19 protein-coding genes are annotated in these 16,256 nt (G+C 62.0%); 12 read left to right on the forward strand and 7 right to left on the reverse strand.

Annotated features, from left to right (window positions below; all coding sequences use genetic code 11):
- Positions 1-102: 102 nt before the first annotated feature.
- The 3 genes from M5J06_RS07925 to M5J06_RS07935 form a co-directional block, all read right to left on the reverse strand.
- Positions 103-993, reverse strand: a complete 891-nt coding sequence (locus M5J06_RS07925) for a cation diffusion facilitator family transporter (protein ID WP_070522760.1) — start codon at positions 991-993, stop codon at positions 103-105.
- An 80-nt stretch (positions 994-1,073) separates the two neighbouring features.
- Positions 1,074-1,934 carry a hypothetical protein gene (locus M5J06_RS07930; protein WP_070522763.1) on the reverse strand — a complete coding sequence of 287 codons (861 nt, stop codon included), beginning with the start codon at positions 1,932-1,934 and terminating at the stop codon, positions 1,074-1,076.
- On the reverse strand, positions 1,934-2,494 hold the full coding sequence (locus M5J06_RS07935; RefSeq protein ID WP_070522766.1) for a hypothetical protein: 561 nt from the start codon (positions 2,492-2,494) through the stop codon (positions 1,934-1,936). The genes M5J06_RS07930 and M5J06_RS07935 overlap by 1 nt, the downstream gene beginning before the upstream one ends.
- A 249-nt stretch (positions 2,495-2,743) precedes the next feature.
- On the opposite strand from M5J06_RS07935, the gene M5J06_RS07940 reads away from it, so the two are divergent.
- The gene (locus M5J06_RS07940; RefSeq protein ID WP_232755617.1) at positions 2,744-3,460 is read left to right on the forward strand and encodes a DUF1266 domain-containing protein; all 717 of its coding nucleotides are present in this window, start codon (positions 2,744-2,746) and stop codon (positions 3,458-3,460) included.
- 3 nt (positions 3,461-3,463) lie between these two features.
- On the opposite strand, the gene M5J06_RS07945 is transcribed toward M5J06_RS07940, so the two are convergent.
- Positions 3,464-4,690, reverse strand: coding sequence for a lipase family protein (locus M5J06_RS07945; protein ID WP_070522772.1), 1,227 nt, complete (start codon positions 4,688-4,690; stop codon positions 3,464-3,466).
- Positions 4,691-4,768: 78 nt separating this feature from the next.
- Between M5J06_RS07945 and M5J06_RS07950 the strand changes: the two genes are divergently transcribed.
- Together M5J06_RS07950 and M5J06_RS07955 are read left to right on the forward strand one after the other, a co-directional pair.
- Entirely contained in the window at positions 4,769-4,939 is a 171-nt protein-coding gene (locus M5J06_RS07950) for a DUF4236 domain-containing protein (protein ID WP_083299135.1), read from the forward strand.
- A complete protein-coding gene (locus tag M5J06_RS07955) occupies positions 4,939-6,255 on the forward strand; it encodes a threonine/serine exporter family protein (RefSeq protein WP_070532280.1) in 1,317 nt (438 codons plus the stop codon). Before M5J06_RS07950 ends, M5J06_RS07955 begins: the two co-directional genes overlap by 1 nt.
- Here M5J06_RS07955 and M5J06_RS07960 read toward each other — a convergent pair.
- Positions 6,221-7,081, reverse strand: a complete 861-nt coding sequence (locus M5J06_RS07960; protein WP_101736045.1) for an HhH-GPD family protein — start codon at positions 7,079-7,081, stop codon at positions 6,221-6,223. The two genes, M5J06_RS07955 and M5J06_RS07960, sit on opposite strands and share 35 nt — an antisense overlap.
- Before the next feature lie 41 nt (positions 7,082-7,122).
- Between M5J06_RS07960 and M5J06_RS07965 the strand changes: the two genes are divergently transcribed.
- Positions 7,123-7,746, forward strand: coding sequence for a carbonic anhydrase (locus M5J06_RS07965; RefSeq protein ID WP_070522781.1), 624 nt, complete (start codon positions 7,123-7,125; stop codon positions 7,744-7,746).
- Between the two features lie 102 nt (positions 7,747-7,848).
- On the forward strand, positions 7,849-8,601 hold the full coding sequence (locus M5J06_RS07970; RefSeq protein WP_070522784.1) for a hypothetical protein: 753 nt from the start codon (positions 7,849-7,851) through the stop codon (positions 8,599-8,601).
- Here M5J06_RS07970 and radA read toward each other — a convergent pair.
- Both radA and M5J06_RS07980 read right to left on the reverse strand, forming a co-directional pair.
- Positions 8,588-9,970 carry a DNA repair protein RadA gene (gene radA / locus M5J06_RS07975; RefSeq protein ID WP_070683088.1) on the reverse strand — a complete coding sequence of 461 codons (1,383 nt, stop codon included), beginning with the start codon at positions 9,968-9,970 and terminating at the stop codon, positions 8,588-8,590. The genes M5J06_RS07970 and radA overlap by 14 nt on opposite strands.
- 206 nt (positions 9,971-10,176) lie before the next feature.
- Positions 10,177-10,752, reverse strand: coding sequence for a hypothetical protein (locus tag M5J06_RS07980; protein ID WP_101736043.1), 576 nt, complete (start codon positions 10,750-10,752; stop codon positions 10,177-10,179).
- 288 nt (positions 10,753-11,040) lie between these two features.
- Between M5J06_RS07980 and M5J06_RS07985 the strand changes: the two genes are divergently transcribed.
- Genes M5J06_RS07985 through rlmB form a run of 7 tightly spaced genes read left to right on the forward strand, consistent with a single transcriptional unit; the run spans position 11,041 to position 16,256 of the window.
- The gene (locus M5J06_RS07985; protein WP_070522798.1) at positions 11,041-11,625 is read left to right on the forward strand and encodes a CarD family transcriptional regulator; all 585 of its coding nucleotides are present in this window, start codon (positions 11,041-11,043) and stop codon (positions 11,623-11,625) included.
- Complete coding sequence (gene ispD, locus M5J06_RS07990) at positions 11,597-12,358, forward strand: 2-C-methyl-D-erythritol 4-phosphate cytidylyltransferase (RefSeq protein ID WP_070522801.1); 762 nt, start codon at positions 11,597-11,599, stop codon at positions 12,356-12,358. The genes M5J06_RS07985 and ispD overlap by 29 nt, the downstream gene beginning before the upstream one ends.
- The gene (gene ispF / locus M5J06_RS07995; RefSeq protein ID WP_070522804.1) at positions 12,351-12,842 is read left to right on the forward strand and encodes a 2-C-methyl-D-erythritol 2,4-cyclodiphosphate synthase; all 492 of its coding nucleotides are present in this window, start codon (positions 12,351-12,353) and stop codon (positions 12,840-12,842) included. The genes ispD and ispF overlap by 8 nt, the downstream gene beginning before the upstream one ends.
- Before the next feature lie 28 nt (positions 12,843-12,870).
- On the forward strand, positions 12,871-13,071 hold the full coding sequence (locus M5J06_RS08000) for a hypothetical protein (RefSeq protein ID WP_144676665.1): 201 nt from the start codon (positions 12,871-12,873) through the stop codon (positions 13,069-13,071).
- Positions 13,072-13,083: 12 nt separating this feature from the next.
- Positions 13,084-13,806, forward strand: a complete 723-nt coding sequence (locus M5J06_RS08005; protein ID WP_144691917.1) for a hypothetical protein — start codon at positions 13,084-13,086, stop codon at positions 13,804-13,806.
- A 33-nt stretch (positions 13,807-13,839) separates the two neighbouring features.
- The gene (cysS, locus tag M5J06_RS08010) at positions 13,840-15,246 is read left to right on the forward strand and encodes a cysteine--tRNA ligase (protein WP_070522808.1); all 1,407 of its coding nucleotides are present in this window, start codon (positions 13,840-13,842) and stop codon (positions 15,244-15,246) included.
- Positions 15,247-15,305: 59 nt separating this feature from the next.
- Complete coding sequence (gene rlmB / locus M5J06_RS08015) at positions 15,306-16,256, forward strand: 23S rRNA (guanosine(2251)-2'-O)-methyltransferase RlmB (protein ID WP_250224374.1); 951 nt, start codon at positions 15,306-15,308, stop codon at positions 16,254-16,256.

The raw sequence follows: 16,256 nt of genomic DNA on the forward strand, positions 1-16,256 counted from the left end.
CCGAACCGCATGCGAGTGACACTCCGTGCGGTTCGGGGCTTTCTTTGCGTGACCGGTGGGCGGGACGGCCCGGTGGGCGGCGTGCCCACAACTAGAACAGAATCAGCACACTGTCTCGTGGGATTCGTGTTCTGGGGGCTCGATTTGGATGGTGGAGTGCTCGATGCCATGTTCGCGCAGAACGTGCTGGGCGGCATCTAACAGCGGACCGGTGTCGACGGTGCCGTCGCGCACGATGTGCACGGTCGTGAGAACGTTGACTCCGTCCAGGCTCCACAGGTGCAGGTCATGGATGTCGGCAACGCCTTCGACCCGACGCAGCACGGGTTCGATCACGCTGGCGTCGAAGCCCGCCGGAACCTGCTCGAGCAGAACGCTTGCCGACAACCGCATGAGCTGCCACGCGCGTGGGAGCACCATCGCCGCGATGACTAAAGAGGCGATCACGTCCGCCGCCACAAATCCCGTGGTCAGCACCACGATGCCCGCTACGATCACCGCGACCGAGCCGAGCAAGTCCACCAGTACGTGTAAGAACGCGCCTTCCACGTTGATCGAGGACTCGCGGTGCCGGTGCAGCACCCACGCCGAGAGCGCATTGGCTACCAGGCCGATCACCGCGATGATCAGCATCGCCTTGCCCTGTACCTCGGCCGGGCTCTGCAGGCGGCGCACCGCCTCGACGACAATCCACACTGAGATTGCCAGCACCATTACTGCGTTGGCTAGCGCCGCAAGTACCTCTACTCGCCGGTAGCCGTAGGTGGCCTGGGCTGATGCTTGGCGCCGCCCAACCAACACTGCGATCACCGCAATGATGAGTCCCGCGGCGTCGGAAAGCATGTGCATCGCATCCGCCATCAGTGCCATCGAGCCCGCCAACCATCCGCCGATTAGCTCCGCGAAGAAGACAATGCCGGTAATACTGAGCGCAATCAGGAGCGCGCGCAGCGGCGTGCTGGAGTGATCATGGTCGTGGTGCTCGTGTGCCATGCACTCAGCCTATCACCACCAACGCTTATTGACAATAAAATGAAAACGTATGGCGGCGGGCAAAAGTGTGCGTTCTAGCTCTACTTGGCCACGCCGAGGTCTACCAGAGCTTTCTTTGCTACTTCAGGGTCATCACTCTTGATCATGTACTCAACGATTCCCTTATCATCCGCGAGGATCTCCTGAACAGTGAAGATGGCCTCCAATCGCTGTGCCTTGAATGTGGAACCGCGCGTTGATTCTGCCGGAATCTCAGCGGCGTCCAAGACGGGCTTGCCGTCACGAACGGCGGCGGTGGCAGCAGGATCATCGGTGAAGACTACATAACCAACCTCAGGCGCCTTCGTAGTATCCACGGAACAGTTGGTGCCCTTCGCTTCTGGGGCAGGGGAGTTATCCGCGCCGTAGTAGCTGAACATCACTTCATAATCTGTGCACACTTCCACGAAGTCAGCAATCGGCTCGGGCGCATGGTCGGTAGGAGTGAGGCCGCTTTGAGCGTCGCCAGCAGTATCGCCACCGGTCTCGCCGGCGGTGTCACCGTTGGAAGCCCCGGAATCGGCAGGTGCTTCAGCGGCGGGCTGCGCAGGCGCGGCGGAATCCTCAGACTTGTCACCAAAGAGGGCATCTTTAGCTGCGACGTAACCAATCGCTACCACCACGATGACCGCGATTACTAGCGGAAGGAGCAACAGCTGCTTCTTTACACTGAGGCCTTGCTTCGGGGCATCGGTATGGGAACCTGTCGTGCCTGCGGTGGGGTTCGACGTGGAGGCGGTGCCTGATGCATTCTTCGAAGCTGCGCCTGGGTCTAGTAGTTCGCCATGCTTGATGAAATGGCGGTAGCCATTATCCGCAACTGTCTGGCCTTCTTTGATGTGTGATGTGTCTTCCGCCCCGTTAAGGTGATCGGGCGAACCCGGGTATGCAAGTCGGCTCATTATTCAGTCCACCACCGTGAATCAATATCGGAATACAGGGAGCGCATCGACTCAACGTGCTCTTCAAAGCTATTGCGATTGAGACGGTGCTTGTTTTCTTTCCACCGCTTAAAAAGCTCCTCCGAAGACACCGCGCGCGAGGCCTCCGTTCGTGCCTCCCGGCCTGCGGTCAGGGCCCACTGGGCGGCAAACTGCACGCGACGCGCGGCCTTTTCCGTGAACCCGCTCCACACTTTGTATGTGTTGTAGAGTTGAGCCACGACGGCCCAGCCATCCTGGTAGGGCAGAACTGTGACGTTGCCCAGGTTGTCAAGTTCAAGGAACTCAAAATGAGATGGATCCTTCTTATCGGCGGTCACGAGGATCCTTCGGTTGGTGACAAACGCGGCACCATCCACCCCGCTAGCTTTCGTAGCGGCGGCTTCCAGCACAATCTCGTCGACACCAAGGCCTTCTACAACGGCTGCGGCGGCAGCGTGCACAATCTCGGAATCACCAGCACGTTTAAGCGCAGCACCGAGATCTGGCCGGTCTGTCAATGCAATTTGGGGTCCTGTCATGCACACGAGACTAACAACACATCAAAAACTGTGACTGGGTGCGCTGAATTATGGTGTAGATCACCCCCAGCATAGGGGTGATGGATGGGATACCACGGAACCGTGCCAGAAACCTCGGTACGTTGTGTGGGTATGAGCTCAACGTTCACGCCAGCAAAGTTTGATGATACTTGGATCTACCGCCTTACAAAGTTCCCGTGGCCGGAACCGGCGCCGAGCAAAGATGAGGTGCGCCGACACTCTTGGGGAATGACGTACAAGAGCAATAAGGCGTTTGCGACCCCGCTAGGGGTTGAGGCCATCAACGCAAGGGCGGCCAAGTACTACAAAACATCTCTCGAGCAAAACTGGGGGGTCACTGGTGCACAGGAAGCGTATCAGGTTATTGATGCTCTGCTCGAAGGTGGCCAGCACGTGGAAAATGACCTGGTTTTACCCCTCGCATACGCCGTGAAGAACGTCCCCGAGCGCGAGCTAGATGCGGAAGTGGAGGAAAAGGTCGAGTTCCTCAAAGACTTCTTTATTGCCCAAGGCGCGGATCCGCGCCTTGGAGAACATAAGTTCCGCTACCTCGTGAGGATGTTGCGCTCGGAGGGCTTTGCCAAAGCAGCAGCCCCGGCACTGCCCACCACTACGCGCGCATGGGACATAATCCGTGTTCACGCTGTTGGTGGCCCGGCAACGGAGCTGGGGTGGATCTCTCCAGAAGAGTTCCTTCAGATTTCGGACAAGGCCGTGGCGACCCTGCAGCGCTACTTCGTGTCGTGGGCTGACGTAGCCGCAAGTTTCTGGTGGGGCCGAATGATCTGGGCGAGTGATGGTGAGCCCGACGTCACCGCTGCGATGAAGGATCAATCGCAACGGCTCACCGAGCTGCTCGCACACAGTGATTCGCCTTGGGTGCGCGTGCCCTTGCACGACATCCAGGCCGAGGAGCCATTCTCATCCTTGGGTGGTTTGCACTAAGTCTTAGGAAGCCTGGCAGTTAGAGGGTGCGGGGACATCCTTGAAGCGATCGATCAGATAGTCCACGCCGCGCGGAACCGAGTTGATGATGCCAACGGCGTGGTTGGCCCCGGAGTGGGGAAGAACGTCGACGGGGTCGGCGGCGTCAAACTGGACGGTGCCGCCGAGTGAGCAGTAGCTACCGGCCATCGCGCGAGCTTGCTCGTAGGGGATGAGGTCATCGGTGGGGGAGTTCATGACCAGCATCGGGGCGTTGAGGGCACGCTGGCCCAGTCGTTGCTCCGCAAGCATCTGGGCGGCAGCCGGTTTGCGGCGCACAAGTTCGCCGAAGGACTCGCCCGTCTTGGTCAGCTGGCTGGTGCGGGTAAAGCCCCACGTCGCAATCGAATCACCAATGCAGGCGTGGGCGGCGCTGGCAAGGAAGTGCATGCCGCGCGGGTTCATCTCGGTGACGACCTCGTTATAAAACTCAGGGCTGCGCTCCGCATAGCCGTTGATGGCATAGCCCAACACGTGAACGATGGAGGAGCCATCGACCGCGTTCATGACCTCGAAAAGATCGGCCGGCGGGGCACCGGCGTAGGTGCCCTTGACGTTGAGCTCCGGTGCATAGGTTTCCGCGTACTCGGCTGCGGCCGCGGCCGCACCGCCTCCTTGGGAATAGCCAGCAAAACCCACGGGGGCATCGGCCGGCGCGTTCGCGTGGCGGAGGGCGGCGCGGGCGGCGTCGAGAACCGCGTGTGCTTCCTCGATGTGGTTGACATAGGTGTGGTGACCTGGTGTGCCGAGTCCAACCAGGTCGGTCGTGACCACGCGCACGCCCTGTTGCGCGGCGTATTGGTATAGCGCGTACTCGTAGTTCATATTGAGCGTGACCTGATTGGCCGGACCCAGCGCGACGTTGCCCACCGACTGCGTGGCATTGGACGGAGCGCACTGGTCGCCCGCGCCGCGGGTGCCGGGTGCGAAGATGATGGTGGGGCGCTCACCCGGGCCGCTCCAGGCAGCGGAAGGCTCGTAGATGACGCCGGTGACGGTGGTGGGGGAGCCGTCCATGAGCGTGGACTCATAGGAGATCTTCTCCGCAGTGACGCCGGAGACGCCTGCGAGGTGGTCAATCGGATGGGCGGAGGTCGGCGTGCCGGGTGTAGCCGATGCTGTGACGGGCAGCAGCGCAGAAGCCGCCAGCGTAAGGGCCGCCACGAGTGCGCGAGGAGAGATTAGATTCATGCCGTAAGGGTAATCGCTCTGTCGCCGGTGCGCAGCGACTTCGCTGCGCTGAGACGTCGCTGCGCTAAGCTAGCGCGCATGGGCATTTATTTTCGCAAGCGCAAGAAGACCGGAAAAAATAGCTGGATCAATCTCTCCGGCTCCGGTGCCTCGATGTCAACAAAGGTCGGTCCCGTGACCTTTAACTCCCGCGGCGGCATGTGGGTCAATCTTCCAGGTGGACTGAACTTCCGGGGGCGCTGGCGCTAATGACTTCTCACCCCAGCAGCGACTATGTCCGTATGGGGTACGAGGCCGACGTCGTCCTGCGCCTAGGCATGATGCTCATGGGTGCGGGAACGTCCGGCTACCGCGTGCTGCGCGGCATGAAACGTGCCGCCCGCGCGCTCGGCTTTGATCGGCTCGACGCCAACGTTGGCGTCACACAGATCACCTGTACGTTCCACCGTGGCCGCGACTTCCGCACGGTGGTGGCGCAACAGCATTCGCCGGCTGTCGACGCTTCCCGGATCGAAGCCCTTGAGGACCTGACCCACCACCGGCTGTACGCGGGCATCACGGCGGAAGAACTCACAAAGATGCTCGACGTCATCGAGGCCAACGTGGTCAAGCGGTGGAACCGCTGGCTCCTAGCTGCGGCGGCGTCCATTGCGTGCGCCTCTTTCGCGGTCCTGAACTTCTTTACGCCGCTGGCGATTCTGCTGGTAGCCCTCGCCGCCTTTTGTGGTCAGCTCACCCGCGCGGTTTTGCACGGCAAGCACGTCCACCAACTGGGGTGCATCGTGGCAGCCGGAACGGTGGCCAGCCTCGTGTACTTCTTCACCACCGAGGCCGTGGCCGCCGCCGGAGTGGCGGACCCGTCAGAGTTTTCCTCGGGCTACGTGGCCGCGGTGCTCTTCCTCATTCCCGGCTTCCCGCTGTTCTCCGCGCTCATTGACCTCGCGCGCTTCGACTTCGAGGCCGGGTTATCCCGCCTGACCTACGCGCTGACGGTGATCACCGCCGCCACCTTTACCGTGGCGTTGGTCAGCTGGACCACGGAGCTCACCCCGGAACCGGGCATCCCCGACTATGCGCCGGTGTGGTACCTCGCCGCCGCGGCGGCCAGCTTCCTGGGCATTTCCGGATTCGCGTTCCTTTTTAATTCCTCGCGCCGCATGGTGCTCGTGGCGGCCGCGGTGGGCACGGTGGCCAACCTCGTTCGCCTTATCCTTATCGGGGTCGGGGCCACAAGCTACGTCGGCGCGTTCGCCGGCGGTCTCATCGTGGGGCTCTTGGGCGCGGTGGCCTCCAAGCGCGCGCATCTACCGCGCATCACCACGACGGTGCCGGCGTCCGTCATCATGATCCCGGGAACCTCCATGTTCCGCACGGTTTATCACCTTAATGTTGGCAACATGGACCAGGCGTTGAACAACTTCGCCACTGCCTCGATGGCCGTAGCGGCCATTGGTTGCGGGCTCATCCTCGCCCGCCTGCTAACTGACCGCGATTGGACCTTCGGCCACCTTATCGACTTCTCGCACGTGCCTAGTGCGGCAGGTGAAACAGGCCCTGCTCGTTGATGTCCATTAGGCCATCGTCGATAAGCGAGGCCTGCGCCCGCGAGCGCTGCGCCGCGTCCGGCCACACCGCATCCAGGTCGGCCTGGGAAACTGGGTGGGGTGAGCCGCGGAGGACGTCGAGAAGCAGCCCGCGCACCTGCCGGTCCGTGCCGGTGAACTTCTGCACGCGCTTCTTTGCCCGCGCCGCTTCCTCCTCGCTGGGTTCCGGACAGCCCGCGAGCTGCCACGCGCACGAGGCCTTGATGGGGCAGGCGGCGCAGTCGGGGTTCTTGGCCGTGCACACCAAGGCACCAAGTTCCATGAGCGCGGCGGAAAAACGTGGCCCATTTTCTTCCGGAAGCAATGCTTCCACCTGTGCCAGCTCGCGTTTTGCGGGAGGTGGCGCGAGGAAGCGGCCCTCCTCAGCGCGGGCGTAGACGCGGCGCACGTTGGTATCCACCACCGGAACGTTGTGGCCAAAATGGAAACACGCCACGGCGCGCGCGGTGTACTCACCGATCCCGGGCAACGCCAAGAGCTTGTCGACGTCCCCCGGAACCGCTCCCTCACCAATCTCCTTCGCGCACTCCCACAAGCGCAGCGCGCGGCGCGGGTAGCCCAGCTTTCCCCAGGCGCGCAGCACATCTGCCTTGGACGCCGCCGCGAGGTCGTGCGGGGTGGGCCAGCGGCGCATCCACTCCTCCCACTGTGGGGCCATGCGTGCGACGGGGGTCTGTTGGCTCATGACCTCGCTTAAGAGCACACCCCACGCCGAGGTACCCGGCCGGCGCCACGGCAGGGGGCGCTCATGGGCATCGAACCATTCCACGACAGCTTGGGTATCCATAGGCACCTCAGTGTAGGGCGCTGAGGTCTAAGCTAAGAAACATGCCTTTAGCAAAAGTTCCTCAAAATCCACAGAAAGTGTGGGAAGCCCTCCAGCAAGGTAATCAACGCCTCGTTACGGGCAACCTCATCGCCGTTAACCAGGACGCGAAGCTGCGCGCTGGCCTGACCCAGGGCCAGGATCCGCGCGTCATCGTATTGGCCTGCTCGGACTCCCGCGCGCCGATCGAGCACGTGTTCAACATTGGTTTCGGCGATGCCTTCGTCATCCGTACCGCGGGCCACATTTTGGACAGCGCGGTGATGGCTTCGCTGGATTATGCCTTAGAAAACCTCCACGCCAACCTGCTCGTTGTCATGGGACATCAGTCCTGCGGCGCAGTGGGCGCGGCCAAGGACTTCCTGGATGGTGGCGAATTGCCCACGGGCCTGCAGCGCCCGATCATCGAGCAAGTTGCCGCGGCCTCGATGGTGGCCAAGCGTGATGGCCGCGAAGAGCGCGCTGACTTCGAGCGCGAAAACACCGCGCAGGTGGTTTCCCAGATCATCTCCGATATTCCGGCTGCACGCCGGCTTCTCGACGCCGGAACGCTCGGCATCGTCGGCCTGCGCTACCTCCTTGAGGATTCCAGCGTGGAAACCGTCGTCCTGCACGGAGTTCATTAGCCCTGGGCGCTGGGCGGGCCCCAAGCGCGTAGAAGCCGCTGCTCAAGACACGCGGCTTGGGGCTGGCCCGGGTTGGGCTCGAGTCCCCTTAAACTAAGACCTGTGACTGAGCCATCCCGTACCCCGAAGCAGCTGCCGCGAGAGATCTACGTGCGTCGTCGCGTCGCCGCACTCGTGGCGATCTTGGTACTCGTGGTTGTTCTTATCTTCGCTGCTACCGCGCTCTTTGGCGGTTCGAAGGAGGACTCGGCGGCCGAGTCGCAGCAGGCAGCGGTTTCGGATACCTTGGCACCTTCGGAAAAAACAACCTCCGCAGCGGAAACGACGGAGCCCACCTCAGCCAAGGAATCCGCCGAAGCGACGGGTTCGACGGAACCGGCGAAATCCGAGGCGGGCGAGTCCGGCAAGGAAGAACCAACGTCAGAGGCGAAGCCGGATGAGCTGACCGTGGACCCGTCCAAGACGACGTGCTCCCTCCAGGACCTCAAGGTGCTGGCTAAGACCAATGAGGACAGCGTCCCGGCCGGTAAGATGCCGACCTTCTACCTGGAGGTTTTTAACCCGACGACAAAGGATTGCTCCATCGACCTCGATGAAGAGCAGCTGCGCTTTGAGGTTTACAAGATGGGCTCTAACGAGCGCGTGTGGGCCGATACTGACTGCTATGCCTCTGTAGAAACCGGCAAGCAGACCTTCAAGTCCGGTGAGACCCGCTACTTCCAGGCGGATTGGTCCCGCAAGCGCTCCGAACCGGGCAAGTGTACCGAGCGTGAGGAAGCCGAGCCGGGTGCTTACTTCCTGCATACCGTCATCGGGGAAAACTACTCCCCAGCGTTGCCGTTTAACTTGCTTTAAGCGCTGCAATCGCCTCGCTCAGCGTTGCGGCTTGGCGCACCTGCATGCCGCCGCCGATCTCTACCTTTCCGGGCGGGACGATGGCGTAGCGGTAACCCAAACGGGACGCTTCTGCCAAGCGGCGGTCTAGGTTCGGCACACGGCGCACCTCGCCGGCGAGGCCGACTTCCCCGATGACAACGGTCTTCGGCGGAAGTGGTTGCTCATGCAAGGAGGACCACGTGGCGAGTGCTACGGCAAGATCCGTGGCTGGTTCCTGAATCTTCATTCCTCCCACCGTGGCCACGTAGGCGTCCTTATCGTTGGTGCGCTCGCCCGCGCGGGCCTGCAGCACCGCGAGCACCATGGGGACGCGGTTGGCGTCGAGCCCCGTCACCACGCGCCGCGGGTTCTTGGCCACGGGATCGACAGTCAACGCTTGTACCTCGGCCAAGATGGGACGCACACCATCCATGGCGACGGTCACCGCGGAGCCATCCGGGGTGCTGCCGCGGTGGGAAAGAAAGAGCCCGGAAGGGTCCGCGACCTCCCTGATTCCGGCCGCTGTCTGTTCGAAGCAACCCATCTCATCGGTAGCGCCAAAGCGGTTCTTCAGGCCGCGAAGCAGCCGCAGTGAGGATTGGCGGTCACCTTCAAAGTTCAAGACAACGTCCACGAGGTGCTCGAGCACGCGTGGTCCGGCGACGTTGCCGTCCTTGGTCACGTGCCCGACGAGGAGGATAGGGATGCCGGTGGTTTTAGCTAGCGTGGTCAGCGCTGCGGTCACAGCGCGTGACTGCGCTACACCACCGGCTACTCCTTCGACCCCGGCGGCGTGCATGGTTTGGACGGAGTCCACGATGAGCAGGCTGGGCTTAAGCTGCTCTACATGGCCAAAGACGACGTCCAGGTTTGACTCGGCCGCAAGGTAGAGCGTCTCATGCAGTGCGCCGGTGCGCTCCGCGCGGGCGCGGACCTGCCCGGCGGATTCCTCCGCGGTGGCGTACAGGGCGGTGCGGCCCAACTGTGCCCAGCGGGAGGCTACCTCCAGCAGCAGGGTGGATTTGCCGACTCCCGGCTCTCCCGCCATGAGCACGACCGAACCAGGGACGATGCCGCGGCCGAGAACGCGGTCGAGCTCCCCGATGCCGGTATTGATGGCCTTCGTCGCTGATGCGCCGACCTTCGTTATCGGCACCGCCGGGCTCGTCGGAGTCAAGCCTGTGGGGCGCCGCCCAGACACGGCGGCTTGGGCGGCGGTACTGCTTTGAGCCGCCGCGGTTTCCTGCAGCGTCCCCCACGAGCCGCACTCAGGGCAGCGGCCAAGCCACTTGGGGGAGACGAAGCCACACTCAGAACACGTGTGGACGGGACGAACCTTTTTTGCCATGTCTCACACTCTAGTAAGCCGCGCGGCCATTGATGTCAGACTGCAGGACGGCGCAGGTTATGCGGAACGGGCTGCGTTTTCTTCCATCCCTTAGCGCGATAGAAAAACGAACAAAGAAACCGCCCCAACTGACAAAGTTGCAGCCCGTGATTCGATGATCCGGGGAAACTTTGGCAGCTGGGGCGGTTGCGTTATGAGGAAAAGGCTTACTTGTTCTCGGCGTAGCCCTCGGTGGACTGCGGGTCGCGGTCGAAGTCGCCGGACTGCAGCGGGGAGGCGGACACGGTGGCGTCGACCTCAATGGTGCCGGTGTTGAAGGTGAAGGTCACCGGGCGGGAGCCGCCGAAGCCGTAGTCCTCGTTCTCCAGGGAGGTGGTCACATAGGTGATGTTCTTATCCTTGCCGTCCTTGGGGAGGCGGTCCAGGTTTGCCTGGGAGTCAGCGTAGAGGGCGTGATCGCGCGGAAGCGGCTCGACGCCTTCCAGAGGAACGTCCTGGCCATCGACGCTGACGGACTCGAGGATGACGTCATCAACCTTGTAGCCTTGGTTGACGGCGACGAACTTCAGGGAGGTCTCACCGGTGTCCGGCTCAACCTGAATGGTGACGTCACGCACGGCCACCTTGCCATCTTCGGAGCTTGCGGATGCGCCGTCGACAGCAATTACCTTTTCCGAGGTCTGTGCAACATGACCGGCCGAGCAGGACGCCAAGGCCAGCGCGGAGAGGGCGGTAACTGACATGATGGCACCGCAGCGAGCGGCGGACTTCAGGGACTGCACTGTGAGTGTCCTCCATTGAATTGCGATCACAAAGCTTATCAACGCTTTAGCCTAGTACCTCCGGGGAGAAAGCACACAGTTTCCAGCAAACCCCTTGGGTAGACCGGGGGTAGCCGAGGTTTCGACAAGGCGTCACGGTGGTGTAAAGCGCCGGGCAGACGGTACCCGGGCGGGGGAGCGGGGCACGATGGCTGCGTGCTAGAATAGATTCCCTGTATATGCGGCCCACCGAGAGTACGCCGAGAGCACACGATGGGCACCGTCTCAAAGGCTTCACAAGGAGTGGCAATGGAATTTAAGGTCGGAGAGGTCGTCGTCTACCCCCACCACGGCGCCGCCAAAATTACGGCGATTGAAACCCGGGAGATGGGCGGCGAGGAGCTCGAATACCTCGTTCTCCAAATCAACCAGTCCGACCTCGTGGTCCGTGTGCCTTCCAAGAACGTTGAGATGGTCGGCGTGCGTGATGTCGTGGGCAAGGAAGGCCTCGAGAAGGTCTTCTCCGTTCTGCGCGAAGTAGACGTTGAGGAAGCCGGCAACTGGTCCCGCCGCTACAAGGCCAACCAGGAGCGCCTCGCCTCCGGCGACATCAACAAGGTGGCCGAGGTTGTGCGTGACCTGTGGCGCCGCGACCAGGACCGTGGCCTGTCCGCTGGTGAGAAGCGCATGCTGGCCAAGGCCCGCCAGATTCTGGTCGGTGAGCTCTCCCTGGCCAAGCCGGTTGATGAGAAGAAGGCTGACACCATGATGGAGGAAATCAACGCCACCATCGAGCGTCACCGCGCCGCTGGCCTGGTGGATGACAAGTCCATTACCACCGACATTGACAATGACGTCGATCTCGATGACCTCTCCTTCGACGACGAAGACTAAGGACCAGCCCACCCCCCGCGTCATTGCTCTCGTCGCGGCTGCTGGTCAGGGAACGCGCCTCGGCGCAGACGTTCCCAAGGCCTACGTAGAGCTGCGCGGGCGCACCCTCCTGGAGCGCTCCGTTCGGGCGATGATCACCTCGGAATTCGTCGATGAGATCATTGTCTTGGTAAGCCCGGCCATGGAAGATTATGCCTCCAGCATCCTCGGCCGCATCGATTCTGACGTGCCTATTCGCATCGTCCACGGCGGGGGCGAGCGCGCCGATTCCGTCTGGGCGGGATTGCAAGCAATCCCGGAGGAGGACGCCGTGGTGCTCATCCACGACGCCGCCCGGGCATTGACGCCGCCGGGGATGATCGCGCGCGTCGCCAAGCGCGTGCTCGACGGCGCCACCGCAGTCATCCCGGTCCTTCCCGTAGCGGACACCATCAAAGAGGTAGAGGGCCAGACGGTGCTGTCCACCCCTGACCGTTCCCGTCTGCGCGCCGTGCAGACGCCGCAGGGTTTTAACTTGGCCGCGCTGCGCCGCGCCAACCTAGACTATTGGGCGCAGGACCCTGACTTCGTCGCCACCGATGACGCCAGCCTCATGGAATGGCACGGCGAGCGCGTGGAGACCGTGCAGGGAGATACCTTCGCCTTCAAGATCACCACCCCCATCGACCTCGTCCTGGCCAAGGCCGTGACGGATGAGGCCGAACCGACCATCTTCGAGGTGCCTAGTGACTAACCCGATTATCCCGCGCGTGGGAATCGCCACCGACGCCCACCAGATCGAGCCTGGAAAACCCTGCTGGATCGCAGGCCTCCTCTTCGAGGACGTGGATGGATGCGAGGGCCACTCCGATGGTGACGTGGTGAGCCACGCGCTTGTCGACGCCTTGCTCTCCGCCTCCAACCTCGGCGACCTCGGCTCCTTCGTTGGCGTGGGTCGGCCAGAGTACGACGGGGTCTCCGGTGCCCAGCTGCTGCGCGAGTGCCGCGAGCTGCTGGAGAAGGAAGGCTTCATTATCGGCAACGCCGCCGCACAGTTGGTTGGACAGAGCCCCAAGATGGGCCCGCGGCGGAAGGAAGCCGAGTCCGTGCTGAGCGACATTCTCGGCGCCCCCGTGTCCATCTCTGCTACGACGACGGATCACCTTGGCTTCACCGGCCGCAAGGAGGGCCGCGCAGCCGTGGCTACCGCCGTGGTCTGGCGCGCTCCCAATTCCTAACGTAAAGTCATCAGAAAAGGAGGACGCTGTGGCTTTGACAATGCGAATTACCAATACCGAGGCACTTCGTGCTCGGCACGACGAACTCCTGCACGCCTTGGAAGCTGCGGTTGGTGAAAACCTTAGCTCTGAAGATTTGCGGATGCTTGCAGAGTCCGGTCGCTTTTCGAAAGCGGAGCGCGCTTTATATGACGAGCTCCGACGCGTCGAGCTTATGCTTGAACGTTAAGCGGTGGTCTGCTTGGGGGGAATCGGGCAACAGCTGACAGCGGAATTCTTTAATTGGGTGCATGCCTTGCACCTGAAAGTGTTGCCCCTCAATAAAGACTCCGATATTCAGGTATGGACGGATCTCAACCCAGACGATGGATCTGCACTATTGGAATTGCACGCACCGCTGGTTTACGGCGTAGGAAGCGATAGTAGCCATAGTGTTTCCTACAGTGACCTTTTCGAATCTGTGGTTCGCTTTCACACGGTCCTTTCACCTGATGAATTGTCCCTCAGCGTAAAATCGAGCAAGTTTGAGCTACGGGTGGGGACTGCTCCGGGCGTGCGTTTCGAGTACGAGCGAGACAATCGTGTCGCTCCGACTGCCCATATTCATCATTCAGGAGTGGCTGGCTTGTTGAGTCCTGCGTTAATGAAAAATTTTTCCGGAGTGAAGAATCGGCGGAAGAAGGGAAAGATTGAGGACATACATTTTCCTGTAGGCGGCAGACGGTTTCGGGTGTCTTTGGAGGATTACTTTTTCTTCCTTTTCGCGGAATGCGGTTTCCGATCGCGGCCCGGCTGGAAAAGCGTTCTCACAGATAGTCGGGAAAAGTGGCTCGATGAACAGTTGCGCGGAGCAGTAGCTGATAATCCTGAGCGAGCTGCGCAAGTCTTGCGGCAGATGGGATACTCCGTTGAGTGGACAGGCACTGCGTCCGTTTCTCATACGCGTGACCATCGGCCGTGGTGAATTCCTACTTGCGGGTCAATTAGACTAGGCCGGGTGAGTACTTTGCGCATTTTTGATACCGCCACCCGCAGCCAACGTGAGTTCGAGCCGGTTCGTCCCGGCCATGCGTCGATCTACCTGTGTGGTGCCACCCCGCAGTCCCAGCCGCACATTGGGCACCTGCGCTCCGGCGTTGCCTTCGATATCCTGCGCCGCTGGCTGCTTGCGCAGGGCTATGACGTGGCCTTGGTGCGCAACGTCACCGATATCGATGACAAGATCCTCACCAAGGCAGCCGAGAATAACCGCCCTTGGTGGGAGTGGGTATCCACCTATGAGCGCGAGTTCACCAAGGCTTATAACACCCTGGGCGTTTTGCCGCCCTCCGTGGAGCCGCGAGCGACAGGCTTTGTGACGCAGATGGTGGAGTACATGCAACGGCTTATCGACGCCGGCTTCGCATATGCCGTGCCTGGCGAGGACGGTGCTGGTTCCGTCTACTTTGATGTCGCCGCGTGGAATGCCACGGAAGGCTCGGACTATGGCGCGTTGTCTGGCAACCGCGTCGAGGATATGGAGCAGGGTGAGTCCGATGCCGTGGGCAAGCGCAGCCCGCAGGACTTCGCGCTGTGGAAGGCGGCTAAGCCGGGCGAACCGTCCTGGCCCACACCGTGGGGCAAGGGCCGCCCGGGCTGGCACCTTGAGTGCTCGGCCATGTCGACTTACTACCTAGGCGGCGAGTTCGATATCCACTGCGGTGGCTTGGACCTGCAGTTCCCGCACCACGAAAATGAGATCGCACAGTCCCATGCGGCGGGGGATAAGTTCGCCAACTACTGGATGCACAACCACTGGGTCACCATGGCCGGTGAGAAGATGTCGAAGTCCTTGGGCAACGTACTCTCCATTGCCAACATGCTGGAGATCGTCCGCCCGGTGGAGCTGCGCTACTACCTGGGTTCCGCGCACTACCGTTCGGTCCTCGAATACTCTGAGGCAGCGCTGACCGAGGCCGCGGCGGGCTACCGTCGTATTGAGGACTTTGTGGGCAAGTTCGAGGGCGTCGAGAAGGGCCAGTGGACCGCGGCCTTCGAGGACGCAATGAACGATGACATTGCTGTCCCGAAGGCGCTGGCGGAAATCCACACCACGGTGCGCGCGGGCAATAAGGCGCTGGGAGAAGGCAACCGTGAGGAAGCCGAGCGCCTTGCCGGGGCGGTGCGCGTCATGGCTGCGGTTCTTGGCTTTGATCCACTCGATGAACAGTGGAAAGATAGTGGCGAAGAAAGCGGCGCTGATGCGGCATTGGACGTCCTCGTCCGAGCCGAGTTGGAGCGTCGCACTACCGCCCGCGCAGAAAAGGATTGGGCTACTGCGGACGCTGTGCGCGACCGCCTTGCAGCCGCGGGTATTACCATCACCGACACCGCCGACGGCCCCACCTGGTCCTTGGCGGATTAACGTCCTTGGCAAAGGCCTAGGACAGCACAGAAGCCGAGGACAACATAAGGAGAAGAATTATGGCACGTACCCATGGCCGCGGCGGCGCAGGTATCCGCAAGACGAATAAGAAGGGCGCTACGAAGGGCTCTGGCGGTCAGCGCCGCAAGGGCCTAGCCGGCAAGGGGCCCACGCCGAAGGCGGAGGACCGCGTCTACCACGCCAAGCACAAGGCGAAGCTGGAGCGCGAACGCCGCAACTCGGGCCGCCACCACAAGGAGACCGCGGAGATGGTCGTCGGCCGCAACCCGGTCATCGAGTGCCTCCACGCTAAGGTTCCGGCAACGTCGCTCTACATTGTGCAGGGAACGCGCAACGACGCCCGCCTGTCTGAGGCCGTAGCCATGTGCAATACCCGCAACATCCCGATTCTTGAGGTCCAGCGCCACGAGATGGATCGCATGACCGGTAACGGCATGCACCAGGGCATTGGCCTGCAGATCCCGCCGTACAAGTATGCCGACGTTCATGACCTGATGGATCGGGCCCGCGATGCTCAGGAACCGGGTATGTTCGTCATCCTCGATAACATCACTGACCCGCGCAATCTCGGCGCAGTCATCCGCTCCGTCGCGGCCTTCGGCGGCCATGGCGTCATCATCCCAGAGCGTCGCTCCGCCTCCGTCACCGCGGTGGCCTGGCGTACCTCCGCCGGCACCGCCGCGCGCTTGCCGGTGGCTCGCGTGACCAACGTGACCCGCACGGTCCAGGACTTCCAGAAGGCCGGCTACCAGGTTGTTGGCCTGGATGCGGGAGGCGAGCACACCCTCGATACTTACAACGGTGGCACCGACCCCGTTGTCATCGTCATCGGCTCTGAGGGCAAAGGCATTTCGCGCCTCGTCCGCGAGAACTGCGATGCCATCATGTCCATCCCCATGACCGACTGGGTTGAATCCCTCAACGCCTCCGTGGCGGCAGGTGCGGTGCTTTCCGAGTTCGCCCGCCAGCGTCGCGCGGCCCAGAAGTAG

This window comes from Corynebacterium intestinale (assembly GCF_023574125.1).
GTDB classification, from domain to species: domain Bacteria; phylum Actinomycetota; class Actinomycetes; order Mycobacteriales; family Mycobacteriaceae; genus Corynebacterium; species Corynebacterium hesseae.